17 protein-coding genes and 1 riboswitch are annotated in these 16,052 nt (G+C 64.8%); of the genes, 5 read left to right on the forward strand and 12 right to left on the reverse strand.

Going from position 1 to position 16,052, the window contains the following annotated elements:
- Positions 1-282 precede the first annotated feature (282 nt).
- From AC4CS3_RS03575 to AC4CS3_RS03585, 3 genes are all read right to left on the reverse strand, one after another.
- Positions 283-1,257 (reverse strand): GNAT family N-acetyltransferase, encoded by a 975-nt coding sequence (locus tag AC4CS3_RS03575; protein WP_490782229.1) that lies wholly within the window; start codon positions 1,255-1,257, stop codon positions 283-285.
- A gap of 2 nt (positions 1,258-1,259) precedes the next feature.
- Positions 1,260-2,645 carry a glycine--tRNA ligase gene (locus AC4CS3_RS03580; protein ID WP_490782230.1) on the reverse strand — a complete coding sequence of 462 codons (1,386 nt, stop codon included), beginning with the start codon at positions 2,643-2,645 and terminating at the stop codon, positions 1,260-1,262.
- Positions 2,646-2,728: 83 nt separating this feature from the next.
- Positions 2,729-3,781, reverse strand: a complete 1,053-nt coding sequence (locus AC4CS3_RS03585) for a DMT family transporter (RefSeq protein WP_490782231.1) — start codon at positions 3,779-3,781, stop codon at positions 2,729-2,731.
- 33 nt (positions 3,782-3,814) lie between these two features.
- Here AC4CS3_RS03585 and AC4CS3_RS03590 point away from each other — a divergent pair, with 33 nt between their 5' ends.
- Positions 3,815-4,045 (forward strand): RNA-binding S4 domain-containing protein, encoded by a 231-nt coding sequence (locus tag AC4CS3_RS03590; protein ID WP_345449698.1) that lies wholly within the window; start codon positions 3,815-3,817, stop codon positions 4,043-4,045.
- 73 nt (positions 4,046-4,118) lie between these two features.
- On the opposite strand, the gene AC4CS3_RS03595 is transcribed toward AC4CS3_RS03590, so the two are convergent.
- Positions 4,119-4,772, reverse strand: coding sequence for an alpha/beta hydrolase (locus AC4CS3_RS03595; protein WP_490782232.1), 654 nt, complete (start codon positions 4,770-4,772; stop codon positions 4,119-4,121).
- A 69-nt stretch (positions 4,773-4,841) separates the two neighbouring features.
- On the opposite strand from AC4CS3_RS03595, the gene AC4CS3_RS03600 reads away from it, so the two are divergent.
- Both AC4CS3_RS03600 and AC4CS3_RS03605 read left to right on the forward strand, forming a co-directional pair.
- Positions 4,842-5,684 carry an SGNH/GDSL hydrolase family protein gene (locus AC4CS3_RS03600; RefSeq protein ID WP_490782233.1) on the forward strand — a complete coding sequence of 281 codons (843 nt, stop codon included), beginning with the start codon at positions 4,842-4,844 and terminating at the stop codon, positions 5,682-5,684.
- 67 nt (positions 5,685-5,751) lie between these two features.
- Positions 5,752-6,192, forward strand: a complete 441-nt coding sequence (locus AC4CS3_RS03605; protein ID WP_490782234.1) for a hypothetical protein — start codon at positions 5,752-5,754, stop codon at positions 6,190-6,192.
- Between the two features lies 1 nt (position 6,193).
- On the opposite strand, the gene metX is transcribed toward AC4CS3_RS03605, so the two are convergent.
- Together metX and AC4CS3_RS03615 are read right to left on the reverse strand one after the other, a co-directional pair.
- Positions 6,194-7,315 (reverse strand): homoserine O-acetyltransferase MetX, encoded by a 1,122-nt coding sequence (gene metX / locus AC4CS3_RS03610; RefSeq protein WP_490782235.1) that lies wholly within the window; start codon positions 7,313-7,315, stop codon positions 6,194-6,196.
- Between the two features lie 13 nt (positions 7,316-7,328).
- Positions 7,329-7,444: riboswitch (SAM riboswitch) on the reverse strand.
- A gap of 160 nt (positions 7,445-7,604) precedes the next feature.
- A complete protein-coding gene (locus AC4CS3_RS03615) occupies positions 7,605-8,921 on the reverse strand; it encodes a bifunctional o-acetylhomoserine/o-acetylserine sulfhydrylase (RefSeq protein WP_490782236.1) in 1,317 nt (438 codons plus the stop codon).
- 246 nt (positions 8,922-9,167) lie between these two features.
- Between AC4CS3_RS03615 and AC4CS3_RS03620 the strand changes: the two genes are divergently transcribed.
- A complete protein-coding gene (locus AC4CS3_RS03620) occupies positions 9,168-9,806 on the forward strand; it encodes a VOC family protein (RefSeq protein WP_028266517.1) in 639 nt (212 codons plus the stop codon).
- Between the two features lie 101 nt (positions 9,807-9,907).
- Here AC4CS3_RS03620 and AC4CS3_RS03625 read toward each other — a convergent pair whose 3' ends face one another.
- Positions 9,908-10,672 carry a CPBP family intramembrane glutamic endopeptidase gene (locus tag AC4CS3_RS03625; RefSeq protein WP_490782237.1) on the reverse strand — a complete coding sequence of 255 codons (765 nt, stop codon included), beginning with the start codon at positions 10,670-10,672 and terminating at the stop codon, positions 9,908-9,910.
- A gap of 101 nt (positions 10,673-10,773) precedes the next feature.
- On the opposite strand from AC4CS3_RS03625, the gene AC4CS3_RS03630 reads away from it, so the two are divergent.
- Positions 10,774-11,454: a histidine phosphatase family protein gene (locus tag AC4CS3_RS03630; protein WP_490782238.1), complete on the forward strand. Its 681-nt coding sequence runs from the start codon at positions 10,774-10,776 to the stop codon at positions 11,452-11,454.
- Between the two features lie 14 nt (positions 11,455-11,468).
- On the opposite strand, the gene AC4CS3_RS03635 is transcribed toward AC4CS3_RS03630, so the two are convergent.
- The 5 genes from AC4CS3_RS03635 to AC4CS3_RS03655 are packed head-to-tail and all read right to left on the reverse strand — an operon-like array spanning position 11,469 to position 15,964.
- On the reverse strand, positions 11,469-12,260 hold the full coding sequence (locus AC4CS3_RS03635) for a DeoR/GlpR family DNA-binding transcription regulator (protein WP_345449690.1): 792 nt from the start codon (positions 12,258-12,260) through the stop codon (positions 11,469-11,471).
- A 23-nt stretch (positions 12,261-12,283) separates the two neighbouring features.
- Positions 12,284-13,123 carry a class II fructose-bisphosphate aldolase gene (locus AC4CS3_RS03640; protein WP_490782239.1) on the reverse strand — a complete coding sequence of 280 codons (840 nt, stop codon included), beginning with the start codon at positions 13,121-13,123 and terminating at the stop codon, positions 12,284-12,286.
- The gene (locus AC4CS3_RS03645; RefSeq protein WP_490782240.1) at positions 13,120-14,064 is read right to left on the reverse strand and encodes a 1-phosphofructokinase family hexose kinase; all 945 of its coding nucleotides are present in this window, start codon (positions 14,062-14,064) and stop codon (positions 13,120-13,122) included. The genes AC4CS3_RS03640 and AC4CS3_RS03645 overlap by 4 nt, the downstream gene beginning before the upstream one ends.
- An 8-nt stretch (positions 14,065-14,072) precedes the next feature.
- Positions 14,073-15,023, reverse strand: coding sequence for an ROK family protein (locus AC4CS3_RS03650; protein ID WP_490782241.1), 951 nt, complete (start codon positions 15,021-15,023; stop codon positions 14,073-14,075).
- Between the two features lie 8 nt (positions 15,024-15,031).
- Positions 15,032-15,964, reverse strand: a complete 933-nt coding sequence (locus AC4CS3_RS03655; protein ID WP_490782242.1) for an SIS domain-containing protein — start codon at positions 15,962-15,964, stop codon at positions 15,032-15,034.
- Positions 15,965-16,052: the final 88 nt, after the last annotated feature.

Genomic DNA, 16,052 nt, shown 5'->3' on the forward strand with positions numbered 1-16,052 from the left:
CACCCGCCGCTTTCCCGCCAGACGAATCGGCCGGAGCTTACGTCGTCATGCCTACACCCAGGCCACGGCCTCGTCAAGGCTTCACCCAACTGACTCGCATTTGTTGTCGTTATGAGGGCTCAAAACGACAACAAATGCGGGGGCCCACGCCGCCAGGGTTCCCTGGCCGTGGGGCCCCGCCGGCGAGGGTCCCTGCCTGAGCTTGCGAAGGCTGGGAGCCGGCGGGGACTTGCGAGGCGAGGGTGGCGGTGGGGATTAGTTGGGCCGGGCGGAGAACAACAGCTATTCGCTGACCACCAGGGTGTCCGCTCCGCGGAGCTTCGCCTTGCCCACTTCGAGCAAGGGATCGACGACGGCGCGCACGGCTGTCATGGAATCGTCCACCTCGAGGAGCACGGGGTGCTGATAGGCAATGAGCGCCAGCAGGTCACGGATTGCGGCGCGCGCCTCGTCATCCTGCAAAAGCGGATCGTGGCCGAGGAATACTTCCGAGGGCTCGTCCGAGCTGCCCTGGGCGTAGCTGATGGCGAAGGCCTGCAGCTTGCCCTTGCGTGTGGCCGGAACGCCGGAGCCAAATGCACTCGCCTTAGGCGCACGCAGCACGACCGCCCCGTGTGCCCCCGTCAGTTCGTCGAGGAACAGCCGCTGCACAGTGGGGATGCCGAGCTCGCCGGGGTTGTCCCAGTGGTGCACGGCGGTGTAGTACCGGCCTACGACGTCGCTCAGTTCGACGGATCCCGTGGCGAGGTCTTCCACCTGCTCGGAGGCCGCTGCTTCGGAGCCGTCTCCGAACACCGGAAGCCTGAGCGGCTCGGGATCCACCACCACAAGCTGCGAACGCTGGATAGGAGCAAGTCCAGCCCACTCGGCAAAGGCGGCGCCGGCCGTGCCGGGCTCCACCTTGCTGCGCAGCTTGGTGACCCCCGACGGCGCCTGCTCGGCTTCGCGCCGCAGCATGGTCAGGAGCGTCGCCCCTATCCCGCTCCGGCGGTGGTCCTTGGCAACCTCGATGTAGGCCCAGAGCCGTTCCGGGTGCAGGGAGGCCTCGTGGACCACACCTGCCGCAACCGGGATGCCGATGCCGTCAACGACGTCTTCCGCCACTATGCACCTGCGCCAAGGCTGGCCTTGACCGCTGTTGCTCGACGGCGCCAGGGCTGCGCGGAATTGCTGGGCCGGCAGGGTCTCGGGCCCACCCCACATTTCCAGGAGCGCGAGGTCGTCGCTCTCACGCCATTCCCGGTATTCGATGGACACGCTTAGGCGCCGATCAGTCGTGCGGCCAGGTAGCCCTCCACCTTGTCCAGGGACACACGTTCCTGGCTCATGGTGTCGCGCTCACGGATGGTGACGGCCTGGTCATCAAGCGTGTCGAAGTCGACGGTGATGCAGAACGGGGTACCAATCTCGTCCTGGCGACGGTAGCGGCGGCCGATGGCGCCGGCGTCGTCGAAGTCGATGTTCCAGTTCTTGCGCAACTGGGTACCCAAGTCTTTCGCCTTCGGGGACAGGTCCTCGTTGCGGCTCAGGGGCAGCACGGCTGCCTTGACCGGTGCCAGGCGCGGGTCAAGCTTCAGGACGGTGCGGACGTCGACGCCGCCCTTGGCGTTGGGTGCCTCGTCCTCGGTGTAGGCGTCCACGAGGAAGGCCATGAAGGAACGCGTCAGGCCGGCGGCCGGTTCAATCACGTACGGCGTGTAGCGCTCGTTGGTGGCCTGGTTGAAGTAGCTGAGGTCCTGGCCGGATGCCTTCGAGTGGGTGGAGAGGTCGAAGTCGGTGCGGTTGGCGATGCCCTCGAGCTCGCCCCACTCGGAGCCCTGGAAACCGAAGCGGTATTCAATATCCGTGGTGCCCTTGGAGTAGTGGCTGAGCTTGTCCAACGGGTGCTCGTAGAAACGCAGGTTCTCCGGCCGGATGCCCAGATCGGTGTACCAGGACATGCGTTCCTTCATCCAGTACTGGTGCCATTCTTCGTCGGTGCCCGGCTCGACGAAGAATTCCATCTCCATTTGTTCGAACTCGCGGGTGCGGAAGATGAAGTTGCCCGGCGTGATCTCGTTGCGGAAGGACTTGCCGATCTGGCCGATGCCGAACGGCGGCTTCTTGCGGGACGTGGTGAGCACGTTGCTGAAGTTGACGAAGATGCCCTGCGCGGTTTCCGGGCGCAGGTAGTGCAGGCCCTCTTCACTGGCCACGGGGCCAAGGAAGGTCTTGAGCAGGCCGGAGAACTCCTGCGGTTCGGTCCATTGTCCGCGGGTGCCGCAGTTGGCGCAGGCAATGTCCTTGAGTCCGTTTTCGGCGGGACGGCCCTTCTTTTCCTCGTACTCTTCCTCGAGGTGGTCGGCGCGGTAGCGCTTGTGGCAGGAGAGGCACTCGACAAGGGGGTCGGAGAACACCTCGACGTGGCCGGAGGCTTCCCATACCTGGCGGGGCAGGATCACGGAGGAGTCGAGGCCCACAACATCTTCGCGGCCGCGGACAACGCTCTGCCACCACTGGCGCTTGATGTTTTCCTTGAGTTCGGCACCGAGGGGGCCGTAGTCCCATGCGGACCGGGAGCCACCATAGATTTCACCGGCCTGGAACACGAAGCCCCTCCGCTTGGAGAGGGAAATGACCTGGTCGAGGACGGATTTTGCTGCCATGGGTAACTCCAATGTTCTACAGGGCCGCTGGGTGCGGTCCGTGGCTGTGCGCGAAGGTAATGCTGTGCAGGAAGCTGCGTGTCCTAGCCTACCGGCCTTTGGTTGCTGTCCGGCTTCCGGGACTGGCCCGGCTGGCCCTTGCCGGGGCGGCGGGAAGAGAGCGCACCCTTCGGCCAAGGCAATGTAGCAACAATGATGGCGAACAGCGTCAGCAAGGTGCCAAGGATTGTGGGCAACGCAACCACGGTTCCCGGAGCCGGCAGGACCAGGTCAAGAGCGAGGGATCCAAGCAGCTGCCCCGCGATCATCCCGAGCCCTGTCACCAGGACACCGAGGCTGCGGACCAACAAAGCAGCCAGGCCGATGAAGACGCAACCCATCGGCCCGCCCAAGTAATACCACCATTCGGCAGGCAAGGCGTGGCCAGGACCAATCAAGGACACTTTGACGAGCCAGGCGATCCAGAGAATAACCGTTCCGGCCACGAAATTCACCAGCGTCGCGGCTATAGGGCTGCCGTAGTGCACGGTCGCCGTGCCGTTCATCGCCTGCTGGAAACTCATGAGGCAACCCGCCACGACCGGCAACAGGATCGGCAGCAGCAAGGACCCGACGTCGGCGGCTGCCCCGAGGCGCGGCGAGACGGCCCAGACGACGGCGGCGATCGTCAGGACGCTGCCGAGGATGCGGACCCCGGTGATCGAGCGTTTGCCGCCGGGACCGATGCCGAGCCGGTCCACGAGCAGTCCGCTCAGGGTCTGGCCAGTGACCGCGGCGACCGTAAACAAGGCCACGCCAAGCAAGCCGACCGTGAACGATTGCGCGAACACGAACAGGGCGCCGATACCGCCGGCCAGGACATAGAACCGCGGAAAGCTCCGCTCGTTGAGGGCAGGCAGGATCCTTCGCAGGGCGGCGCGGCCCTTCGGCAGCGCCAGTCCGATCGCGACAATCAGTACGAGCCCGGTGCTGAAACTCACGACGGCGGCCGCGATGCCGTCGTCGAGCGTTGCTCCCAGGGCGCCGTTGATCCGGCCCTGAAGGGGGATCACGAGCCCAGTGGCCACGGCGAGGAGCAGTCCGGTGAGCAAAGGGCGGGACGTACTTCGGGACGCGGGGCGGGACGACTGCGGCATTTTCACCACCTTACTTCAGGCATCATTGCTTGTATGAGCAACCCGGAAATCGAAGAAATCCCCATCCGCGACGACATGATCCGCCTTGGTCAGCTCCTGAAGCTCGCCAACCTAGTGGAGGACGGCGTGGAAGCCACGGAACTCATCAAGAACGGCCTCGTCAAAGTCAACGGCGAGATCGACGATCGACGCGGCCGCCAACTCCATGTAGGCGACACCGTGACCGTCAACGGACAGACGGTGCGGATCACCGCCGCTTCCTAGCTTTTGGCAACGCGGGGTCACTTACGGCCCATTACGTGCCTCAGAATGGGCCGTAAGTGACCCCGCGTTGCTTTCAGACGGACGCGAGGACCTTGTGCTCCAGGAATTCGGCCACGTGGCCGATTTCCTGCTGGTTGATGCCGTGCCACATGCCTGTGTAGAGCACCTTGGTGAGGTCCGTGTGCTTTCGCACCCACCCCATGGTGTATTCGACCTTGTCCGGGGTGATGACAGGATCCTGCTGATCCCGGCCCCAGAAGAGCGGCACGGAACCGTCCAGTTCGGCGTCGCGGAATGCGGGGTCGGCATCGGCGTCGACGGCGAAGCCCGAAAGCCCGACGACGGCGGCAAAGTCCGCCGGGCGCTGCCGGAGCAGCGAGGTGGCCATGGCCATACCCATGGAAAACCCGAGGAGCGTCACCGAGCTGTGGTTGGACTTGAACGAGTCCAGCCAGGAAAACACGTACTCCGCGGCGTCCTTGACGGCGTCGAGGGAGTAGTCGATGGACGCCGTGAGCGGGAACCACGTGAAGCCAGGGCCCGTCGCGATCGGCGCGCGGAGCGAAGCGACGACGAAGTCCTGGGGCAACAGCCCGGCAAGGCTGAAGAGGTCCTGCTCGTTGGAGCCGTAACCGTGCAACAGGACCAACAACGGCTTTCCAGCCCGCTCCTCCTCGTCGTGGGACCACAAAACGACCGGGGCGGGAAAGGCAGAAGCTTGACTCATGGGACTATTCTTGCAGTTACCCATGAGTAACAAGCTACGGGCGCGTAGCGTTGCAGCAAGAGGCAGGATATGAACGTGAGTGACACTGATTCCACGGTGGAGGCAAAGCCGGACGAGCGGATTCATCCGTGGACGCGCTACGTGGCATTGGGTGATTCCTTTACCGAAGGCATCGGCGACCCGGAACCCAACAATCCAGGGGGACATCGCGGCTGGGCCGACCGCGTAGCCGAGGAACTGAGCAGGGGACACCGGGATTTCGCCTACGCCAACCTGGCCATCCGCGGGCGGCTGCTCCAGCAGATCCTCGACGAACAACTTGGCCCGTGCATGGACCTCAAGCCGGACCTCGTGAGCATCTCCGCAGGCGGCAACGACCTTATCCGTCCCGGCGGCGACCCCGACGCCCTGGCCGAGAAACTCGATGCCGCCGTACAGACCCTGAGTTCCGAAGGCGCCACCGTGGTTCTCTTCAACGGCCCGGACACCGTGTCGTCAGTACTTGGCCGGATCCGCGGCAAGGTGGCCATCTACAACGAAAACCTCCGCACCGTGGCCGGCCGCCACGATGCCGTGATCGCTGATATGTGGTCCCTGCGCCAACTCTCCAACTCCCAGATGTGGGACGAAGACCGCCTGCATTTCTCGCCGCTCGGCCACCACACCATCGCCGCGATGCTCCTCGACTCACTCAATGTGCCGCACAACCTCGAGCCGCTGTTCCCCAAGCCGCTCCCCCAGCGCAGTTGGCGCGAAGCCTGCTCGGGCGACCTCGTATGGGCACGCGAGTATTTTGTCCCCTGGGTCATCCGGCGGATCCGGCACCAGTCCTCCGGCGACGGTATCTTGCCGAAACGCCCGACGCCGGGACCCGTCTTCGGTCCTGCCGACACCTTCCTGCCCCGGAGTTGAGCGGGAACCACAGGGCGGGTCACAGGGAGCGAGGCTAAGCTGGTGAAAGACCTAGGAGGCCTCTACCGTGAACAATTTGATCTTCTGGATCATCGTCTGCTCTTGGCTGATTCCGATGGGGATCCGCATGTACAACCGATCGCGCCAACGCAGGCTCCGGGACTATCCTCCACAGAACTACCCCGGTCAGCCCTATCCTCCACAGAACTACCCCGGTCAGCCCTATCCTCCACAGAACTACCCCGTCGGATACCCGGAGCAACCCCCGGTAATCTTCCCGGCTGAGCCGCAACCCCCGGTGCCGACGCCCGTACCGCAGGCCGCTCCGCCGTCGTCGGCTGCTCCGCAAACGAACAGCCCGCCCCAGCCGAACAGCGCGCCCCAGCCGAACAGCGCGCCCCAAGGCTACCGGGCACGGAAACTGGCCGAACTGGACCAGGACTACAGCGACGGGAAAATCGCCATGGAGGATTACATGAAGCTCCGCCAGGAGATCATGAACGGCTGATTCAGCCGAAGAAAGCTTCGCGCAGTTGGGGGCCGAGCTGGCCGATCTCGGTGAGGAAACCGTCGTGCCCGATCGGCGCCTCGATCACGTGAACGGGAACTTCTCCCGGCAAGGCCTTGGCCAGCTCGTGGGATTGTTCCGGGAAGTAGAGGCGGTCCGAGTCCACCGAGGCAACGAAGAACTTCGCCGTTGCCACGGACAGCGCGTCCTCCAATGAGCCCCGGCCGCGGGTGATGTCGTGGCTCATGAGGGCCTCGGTGATGGCGATGTAACTGTTGGCGTCGAAGCGCTGGACCAGCTTGCTGCCCTGGTGGTCGAGGTAGCTCTCCACCTGGTAACGGCCTCGGTCCCCTAATGCGGCAGCCTGGAGGGGTGCCTCGCCGCCTTGGGCGTTCCTGCCGAAGCGGAAGTCCAGCTCATCCGCCGAACGGTAGGTGATGTGGGCGATCCGCCGGGCAAGGGCCAGCCCTGCCTCGGGCGCGGCCTGGCCATAGTAGTCGCCGCCGTTGAAGTCGGCGTCCTGCCGGATGGCGAGCGTCTGGGCCTGCGCGAACGCGATCTGTTCGGCAGTGCTGTACGCCCCGATCGAAATCACGGCGCATCGCTTGACGCGGTCCGGATAGCTGACGGCCCATTCCAGTGCGCGTGCACCGCCCATGGACCCGCCCACGACCGTGTGCCAGCTGTGGATCCCCAAAGCGTCGGCCAGCCGGGCTTCGGCCACGGTGCTGTCCCGCAGGGTCACGAGCGGGAAGCGGGAGCCCCACGGCCTGCCGTCAGGAGCGCTCGACGACGGCCCGGTGCTGCCGTAGCAGCCTCCCACGATGTTGACGGAGACCACGAAGTAGCGGTCCGTGTCGATGGTGGCGCCCGGACCAACGAGTTGCTCCCACCAGCCATCTTCGTCGCTCTCGCCACGGGCCACATGGGTGCTGCCCGTCAGGGCGTGTTCCACCAGGACAGCGTTGGAAGCGTCGGCGTTGAGCCGCCCCCATGTTTCGTACGCAAGGAGGACCTCCGGCAGGAAACCTCCGGCCTCCAGTTCGAGCCCGCCCACGGAAACATATTTGAGGGTTCCGTCCTGGGTACCGGAAAGGGGTATGGCTGTTGCAGCAATTGTCATTCGTTGACACCTCACATCGCGCTTGCCCGCCGCCAACACAGCGAAGGGCCAGGTCTTCACCCGGGGCACCCCGCCGCGATTGGAGGGTTGCCGGCCAGCAAGCCGGGGCTGTCGCTGGCACTCATGACCTATAGGAAGAGTCTAGGAAAACCGGACCCCTCCTGACGAAGATTATGACACCTTTGTGACACTTGACCGTGTTTTGTTCACGAAGCAGTGACCAAGGAGGCCAGCCGGCGAAGATTCATGCGGCGTCGCCCGCCGGCCTCCTGCGCCATCCGGAGCGGTACTAGCGGCCCTTCGCTGCCCGGAATCCTGACTCGAGGTCGGCGAGGATGTCGTCGATGTGCTCGATCCCGACGGACAGCCGCACCAGGCCCGGGGTCACTCCGGCCACGGCCTGCTGTTCGGGGGTCAGCTGGCTGTGTGTCGTGGACGCGGGGTGGATGACCAAGGATCGGACGTCCCCGATGTTTGCCACGTGCGAATGCAGTTCCAGGGCGTCCACGAAGCGTTTGCCGGCGTCGATCCCGCCGCGGATGGTGAAGGACACCACCGCGCCGGTGCCGCGGGGTCCGTACTTCCGCCCGCGTTCGAACCACGGACTGGAAGGCAGCCCCGCGTACGCGACCGATTCGACGTCGTCGCGCCCTTCGAGCCACTGCGCCACTTTGGTGGCGTTCTCCACGTGGCGTTCCACCCGCAGGCTGAGGGTTTCGATTCCTTGGGAGATCAGGAAAGCGTTGAACGGGGAAACCGCCGAGCCGAGGTCCCGCAGGAGCTGGACCCGGGCCTTGAGGATGTAGGAGAGGTTCGCGCCGAGGGCACCGTCCTTGCCGAGGTCGCGGGCATAGACCAGGCCGTTGTAGCTGGGGTCCGGAGTGTTGAAGTTGGGGAACCGCCCGGGGTCCTTGCCGAAATCGAAGTTGCCCGAGTCCACAATGACGCCGGCAATGGCGGACCCGTGCCCGCCCAGGTACTTGGTGGCCGAATGCACCACGATGTCCGCGCCCCACTCGATCGGCCGGATCAAGTAGGGCGTGGCGAGGGTGTTGTCCACAACAAGCGGGACTCCGGCTTCGTGCGCGATGCGGGAGACGCCCTCGATGTCCAAAACGTCCTGGCGGGGGTTGGAGACGACTTCGGCGAAGAACAGCTTGGTGTTCGGCCGCACGGCGTCGCGCCAGTGGTCGAGGTTGTCCGGGTCCTCGACGAAGGTGACTGAGATTCCGAATTTCTTCAGCGTGTGCGCTAGCAGGTTGTACGTGCCACCGTAGAGGCTCGGGCTGGCGACCAGGTGGTCGCCCGCCTCGGCGACGTTGAGGATGGCGAACGTTTCCGCGGCCTGCCCGGAGCTCAGCAGGAGTGCCGCGAGGCCCCCCTCCAGGCTCGCTATGCGCTGTTCCACCGCATCCTGCGTGGGGTTGCCGATCCGGGTGTAGATGGGCGCCAGCTCGGCCAGCGCAAAGCGGTTGGCCGCGCTTTCCGCGCTGGGAAAGACGAACGAAGTGGTCTGGTAGATGGGAAGCGCCCGGGCGCCGGTGGCGGCGTCCGGCTCCTGGCCGGCGTGGATCTGGCGCGTTTCGAATGACCATCCTTGGGACATGCGGACTCCTGGTTGTCTGGGCTTTTGCCGTGCTTCAACCTGCCGGGCTGAAGTATTCAGCCCGCCGGCGTTCGGTTGCCGCCAGTCTAGGGACGGTGTTGCGGGCTCCGGAAGCTTTGTGACGAACACGGTAGTTTTCGGTCCCGGCGCGTCCTGAAGTGACTCTGAGCCGCCTTTTCGATACATCCCACCTTGGTTAGGCTTGACTTAGCTGAGAGCTCCATCACAAAGTGCCAAGATGAAGCCATGCGCATGGATCACGTCTCTTACGCTTGTGAACGAGATGGCCTCTTGGCCACCACCGAGCGAATTTCCGCAGCATTGGGAGTGGACGCAGTCCGGGGCGGAGTGCATCCGCGCTTCGGTACCCGGAACATGATCATCCCCCTTGCTGACCACAAATACCTCGAAGTTGTCGAGGTCCTAGACCACCCGGCATCCGACAAGGCACCTTTTGGACAAGCAGTCCGTGCACGCTCCGCCGCAGGAGGCGGTTGGATGGGCTGGTGCGTCGCTGTTGACGACCTGAGCCCGTTCGAACAGCGGCTCGGACGCGCTGCTGTCCCCGGCAACCGCAAGTTTCCGGACGGCCGCGAACTCGTTTGGTCGCAGATCGGCATCCTGGGACTCATCGCCGATCCCCAGGTTCCGTACCTGCTCCGCTGGGAGGGCGACCCTGCGCTTCACCCGTCCCTCGTGTACCCAAGCGACGTCAAGATGTCCAGCCTCACCATTGCCGGCTCCGCGGAGCGGGTTACCGAATGGCTCGGAGAACCCGTGGAGAAGCCGCTTGAGGACGTCGCAGTCCAATGGATGGCTCCGCACGGAACGCCGGGAATCATGTCGGTAACGTTCGAAACCGCCAACGGAGCCGTCACGATCTGACGGACCAACGGGCCAGGAAGGCCCGGAAAACTTCGGCCGCCATTATGCGGGTGCCAATGACGTCACCCCGCAATGGCGGCCGAAACCTTTTAACTCGACACCTAGCCCAGCCCGATGGCCTTGCCGAAGACACTGAAGCCGACGAACGCCACAATGTCCAGGAGGGCGTGGGCCACCACGAGCGGCATGACCCTTTTGGTCTTCGTGTATATCCAGCCGAACACGAGGCCCATGACGGCGTTGCCGATGAAAGGTCCGAAGCCTTGGTACAGGTGGTAGCTGCCGCGAAGGAGCGCGCTGAGCAAGATCGCCAGCGGGGTGCTCCACCCGAACTTCCCGAACCGGTCCAGGAGGTAGCCCACCACGATCACTTCTTCGACGACGGCGTGCCGCACCGCGGAGAGGACCAGCACCGGCACGGTCCACCAGTAGGAGTCCAGGCCGCTGGGGATGATCGCTGTCGTGATCCCCAGGGCTCGGCCGGCCGCATAGAGGCCAAGCGACGGGATCCCGATCAGCGCGGCGAGGCCTAGTCCTTGCAACGCGTCGCGGCCCGGGCGGGCGAAGGTGAAGCCCAGCCGGGTGAAACCCGAGGGGCTTTCCGCCGTTTGGCGATGCAAAGACAGAAAGTAGAACACCAACACCACAGGGACAAGCGCGAACGCGATATCCAACAGCTGGTAGGTGAGATCGAAGTACCCGCGCGTGCTCTGCGAGCGGTTGAGGGTGGACGTCGCATGGGCCAAAGGCCCCTGGGTCATCTTGTCCAGCAACTGCACCACGGAGTACACGGCCGATTGGCCGAGGGACAGGCCAAGGACAATCAGTACTTCGGCGCGCAACCGGCGCGTTGAGGCTAGGAGCATGCTCCTATCTTGCCTGCATTTGCCTGATGTTTCCCTCGGAGCCGGCTCCCCGGATGTCCGCTTGCATGGACCGGGCGTCTCCTGACCCTATGCTTGGTGGGATGAGCGCGCCAGCACGAATCTTCATGATCCGGCACGGCCAGTCCGCCGCCAACGCCGACACTTCCATCTACAACCGTGTGCCCGATTACCGCATCCCGCTGACGCGGCTTGGCATCGAGCAGGCACGGGCCGCGGGTGAGGCATTGCGCAGGAAGCTCGACGACGAACCCGTGTGCGTTTACGTCTCGCCGTACCTTCGGGCATACCAGACCCTCGAGGCACTGAATCTGGGCAGCCTCACGGAAAGGGTCATCGAGGAGCCCCGGCTGCGTGAACAGGACTGGGCCAACTTCCAGATTGCCGGAGACATCGGGGACCAGAAGGAGCTCCGCAACCTCTACGGGCATTTCTTCTACCGGTTCCGCGAGGGCGAATCAGGCTCCGATGTCTACGACCGGATTTCGTCCTTCATGGAAACCCTGTACCGGCATTGGGAAAAACCCCACTACGCGCCCAACACCCTGCTGGTAACCCATGGCCTCACCATGCGGCTCTTCTGCATGCGATGGTTCCACTGGTCGGTGGAGTACTTCGAGTCCCTCAACAACCCGGGCAACGCGGAGCTACGGACACTTATCCGCAACGACCAGGACAAATACGATCTCGACACGCCGTTCAGCCAGTGGGTGCAGCGCAGTACGGACGAAACCGTGCTGAACGCTCCCCCGATGGTCTTCTGACGGGCACAACGCCGTTAGGCGTCCTTGGCCACGATTACTTCGGTGCCGCCGGCTTCAAATGCAGCTTTATCCTCTGCCGTGATGCCCGAATCCGTGATGAGCCGGCGGAAATCGTACCCGGCCATGGCCGCGAAGGCACGCTTGCCGATCTTCGTGGAGTCGGCGAGGACATAGGAGTCGGTGGCGCGCCGGGCCATGACGGTATTCACCATGGCTTCTCCCTCGTCGGTGATGGTGGGGCCGATTTTCGGATCGACTCCGTTGACGCCGATGAAGGCGATGTCCAAGGCAACCTTCTGCATGATGACATCGGTGTAGGGCCCGACAAGTTCGTAGGAACGCGGGTTCAGGATGCCGCCGGTGACCATGATCTTGATGTTGGGACGCACGGCAAGCTGGGCAGCGATGTTGATGGCGTTGGTGACCACCGTCAGCATGGGCCTGTTGGAGGGCGCGTTCAGGTCTTCGCGGGTGGACAGCACCTGGGCCAGGGCCGTATTGGTGGTGCCGCCGCTGAGTCCGATCACGGCCCCGGGCATGATGAGCTCCGAGGCTGCCAAGGCAATCTGCTGCTTTGCCTCGGCGTGATCATCCCTGTTGTAGCGCCCCGGAAGTTCGTAGGCGACCGATCCTGTGGTTGCTCCGCCACGGGTTCGGCTTAGGAGCCGCTGCTTGGCGAGGCTGTCCAGATCACGGCGTGCCGTGGCCGGCGAGACGGCCAGTCGGGTCACGATATCCTCGACCTCAACATGCCCTGACTCGGCGAGGAGATCAAGGATGGCTGTCAGTCGATCGTTGCGGGTCATCACGAACCTTCCGGAAATTGGGACTAGTTCACTTTCGCGAACAGCGTCAGCAGACGTGCGGTTTCCAACACCAAGGCGTCCCGTCCGGCCTTGATGTACTTGCGGGAGTCCACCACCGAGGGGTTGGCATCCAGGTACTCACGGACGGCGCGGGTGAAGAACCCGTTCAAGTGTGTGGATACGTTGATCTTAGTCATACCGGCCCGGATTGCCGCCACCAGCGTTTCATCTGCTACGCCGGAGGATCCGTGAAGGACGAGCGGCAGCTGGACGGCCTCCTTGAGCCGGGTGATGAGGGCCAAGTCCAAGGCTGCGCTCCGTTCCGTCATGGCGTGCGAGGAACCGACGGCGACGGCGAGGGCGTCGACGCCGGTGGCGTCCACGAAGGATCGGGCCTCGGCCGGATCCGTGCGGACTCCCGGGGCATGGGCACCGTCCTTGCCTCCCACCTTCCCGAGCTCGGCCTCGACGTAGACCCCGTGGTCCTGGGCGTACGAGGCGACCCGACGCGTGACTTCAACGTTCGAGTCATAAGGCAAGTGCGCGCCGTCGTACATGACGGACCCGAACCCGAGGTCGACAGCCTGCATGGCCAGCTCTTCGGATTCGGCGTGGTCCAGGTGCAGGGCCACGGGCACCGAAGAGTCCCTGGCGATGGACATGGCACCCCGGGCAATCGGGACGAGTCCGCCGTGGAAACGGACGCAGTTCTCCGATATTTGCAGGATCAGTGGGACACCAGCCGTCTCCGCCCCGGCAACGAGGCCTTCGGCGGTTTCGAGGTGGATGACATTGAAGGCGCCCTGTCCGATTCCGTTGGTCGCGGCGGTATCCATGAGTTCCCGTGTACTGACGAGCGTCACAGGGTCTCCTTCCAGCTGAGAATGAGTTGGTCTTCGAGGTCCGCGTAGAGCGGTGAGATCTCACCGGCGGCTGGCATGAGCACCGCGGCGGCGGACCAGGCTGTCGCCCGGCGGAGGATCGTGGGGATGTCCGTGATCCCGTCGGCGAGCGCGACGGCGGCCGCTGCCACTCCGGCGTCGCCGGCTCCCGTGGGGTTGCCGCTGAGCGGTTCCGGGAGCCGGGCGCTCCAGTAGCCTCCGGGGGACGCATGGTGGAACGCGAGCATGCCTTCAGCGCCGGCACTGACCAGGACCGTCTTGGCCCCGAGGGCGATCAATCGCCGTGCCGCGACATCGAGGCTGCTGTCCCCTGTTGCTTCAAGGAGTTCGTGATTGTTGGGCTTGAGGAGGTCCGCCCCGGCCCGCGCGGCGGCGATGATCCCGGGACCGGAAGTATCGACGACGGCGGGAATCCCGGCGTCGTGCGCCAGGCGCACCAGGGCCCGGTAGAAGTCGGCCGGCGCGCCGGGTGGCAGGCTGCCGGAACCGACAAGCACTCCCGCGCTTTGCCCGTCGAGGGCGTCGACGACGGCGGCGGCCAGCGCCTGCCATTCGCGCGGTTGGAGGGCGCTCCCCTCTTCATTGAAGATGGACGTTTCGCCGCCCACCGTGTCCACGAGCGCAATGCTGCGCCGTGTTTCCGCGGCGACCGGAATCAGGCGATGCGGTACGCCGCTGCTGAGCAGTTCGGCGGCGAATTCGGCACCGGACGTGCCGCCCGAGGGCGCGAGCGCCAGCACGGGATGGCCCAGTTGGTGGGCCACGCGCGCAACATTGAGGCCCTTTCCGCCTGCGCGGCAGAGGGGTGCGGCAACGCGATGGCTTGCTCCGGGGATGATCCCGGCGACGTGGTAGCTGAGGTCGATGGCCGGATTAGGCGTGACCGTGATGACCTTTTTCATGGCCTGGTTCACCGCCCCGTCCCAGTGCCGGAGGCGGCCTGCGCGGCCGGGAGCAGGGCCCGTGCCCTCATGGCGGCGCCGAGCAACCCTGCATCCTGGCCGAGCTGGGCGCGCATGATGATGGGCCGGCGCTGGAAATCGAGCAGCTCATCGAGGCGCGAACGCAGTGGCTGCAGGAGTCCTTCACCCGCTTCGGCAAGCCCGCCGCCAACCACCACCGCTTCGGTGCCGATGATGCTGACGCATTGGCTGAGGCTGAAAGCGAGGGCATCCACCGCGTCGGCCCAGATCCTGGCCGCAAGCGCATCGCCCGCTGTGGCCCGTTCGAGGACTTCACGGGCACCGGCGCGCGGAGTTCCGGCTTTGTCGCTGTAACGCCGGGCGATCGCCCCGGCGGAGCCGACGGCCTCGAGGATCGTATGGCCCGGACCGTCCGGGTCCGGAACGAGGGCGTGGCCCAGTTCCCCGGCGAAGCCGCCTGCGCGCACCGGGTACCCGTCGGAGATGACGGCGGCGGCGATCCCGGTGCCCACGACCATCACCACGACGTTGCGAAAATCGCGGGCCGCTCCGAACCGGAATTCGGCTTCGGCGGCCGTGCTGACATCGTGGCCGAAGGAGACCGGCAGCCCGAGGCGTTGCGCGGCCTTTTCCCCAAAGGGAAAGTTCCGCCAGCCCAGGTTCGCTGAATAGATCCCCACTCCGCTGTCGGAATCAACGATTCCCGGAACCACAATGCACGCGGCCTTCGCCGGGCGTTCGGGGAATTCAGCGGCAAATTCCGAAGCCAATGCCTCGACTGCGTCCAGGATCGCCTCGCCCGGTCGCAAGGGATCACGCGGCGTAGCGGTGCGGCGCAGGCCAAGGACATTCCCGGCTGTGTCGACAAGGCCTGCCTTCAGATCCGTCCCGCCGACATCGAAGGCCAGGACTGCGGATTCAGCGGCTCCGAGAACCATGGGATTGCCTAGGCCGTGGCGTTCAGGACAACAGAGCGCGTGAGGTTGCGCGGCAGATCGGGGTTGAGGCCGCGCACGCGTGCCCGCTCCAAGGTGACCTTATGGACCCGGGCCAGCTCGGCGAGCGGATGCTTGCCGGTGTTGACGTAGAGGGCGCCTGTGCGGCCCATGTCGCCGTCGAGGCCCTCGGGCTGCGGGCCGAAGATCCACGTCACCCGGCCCGGGGCGGCAATGGAAATGGGACCGTGCCGGTACTCCATCGCCGGATAGGATTCGGTCCAGCCCTGCACTGCTTCGCGCATCTTGAGTCCGGCTTCGTGGGCCAGGCCAACGGTCCAGCCGGTACCGAGGAAGGTGAACTGTTCGGCGTCGAGCAACTCCTGGGAAACAGGCTCGGTGACGGCAGTGCGGGCATCCTCGATTGCCGAGCCGAGTTCGATGCCCAGGCTCGTCAGGAGGTACACGAGGGCTGTGGTGGCAAAGCGGGTCTGGACCACCGATTTCTCGTCCGCGTAGGGAAGGCCGATCACGGCGTCGGCAAGGGTGGTGATGGGTGAATTCACGTCGCCGATCACCGCGATAGTGCGGACTTTTCCACGCAAGGCTTCGAGCAGCTCGAGTACCTCCGTGGTGGTGCCGGAGCGGGTGATGGCGATCACGGCGTCGTACTGGCGGCCCGCGCTGTTGTGATTGAGGAAGGCTTCGGACGCGGCGAACGCGTCGGTGACGCCCTTGCCTGCGGCTTCGCGGGCAGCGGCATAGCTTTGCGCCATGAACCATGAGGTACCGCAACCGACGACGGCGATCCGCTCACCGTCGGCGGGAAGCTGGTGCCCTGCCTTGGCTTGCTCAAGTTTGCATTGCTCGATGGCCCGCTTCCAGACCTCGGGCTGCGAAACTAGCTCTTCTTCCATGAAGGCCCCGAGGGTGTTGTTACTCATCGCACTTACCATTCCTGTCCGCGCTTCTTCGACGCACTCTTCAACGCTCAACCATTTGACGTTTTATGATCCATATAAACACTAAACG

The organism is Arthrobacter sp. SE2 (assembly GCF_058244265.1).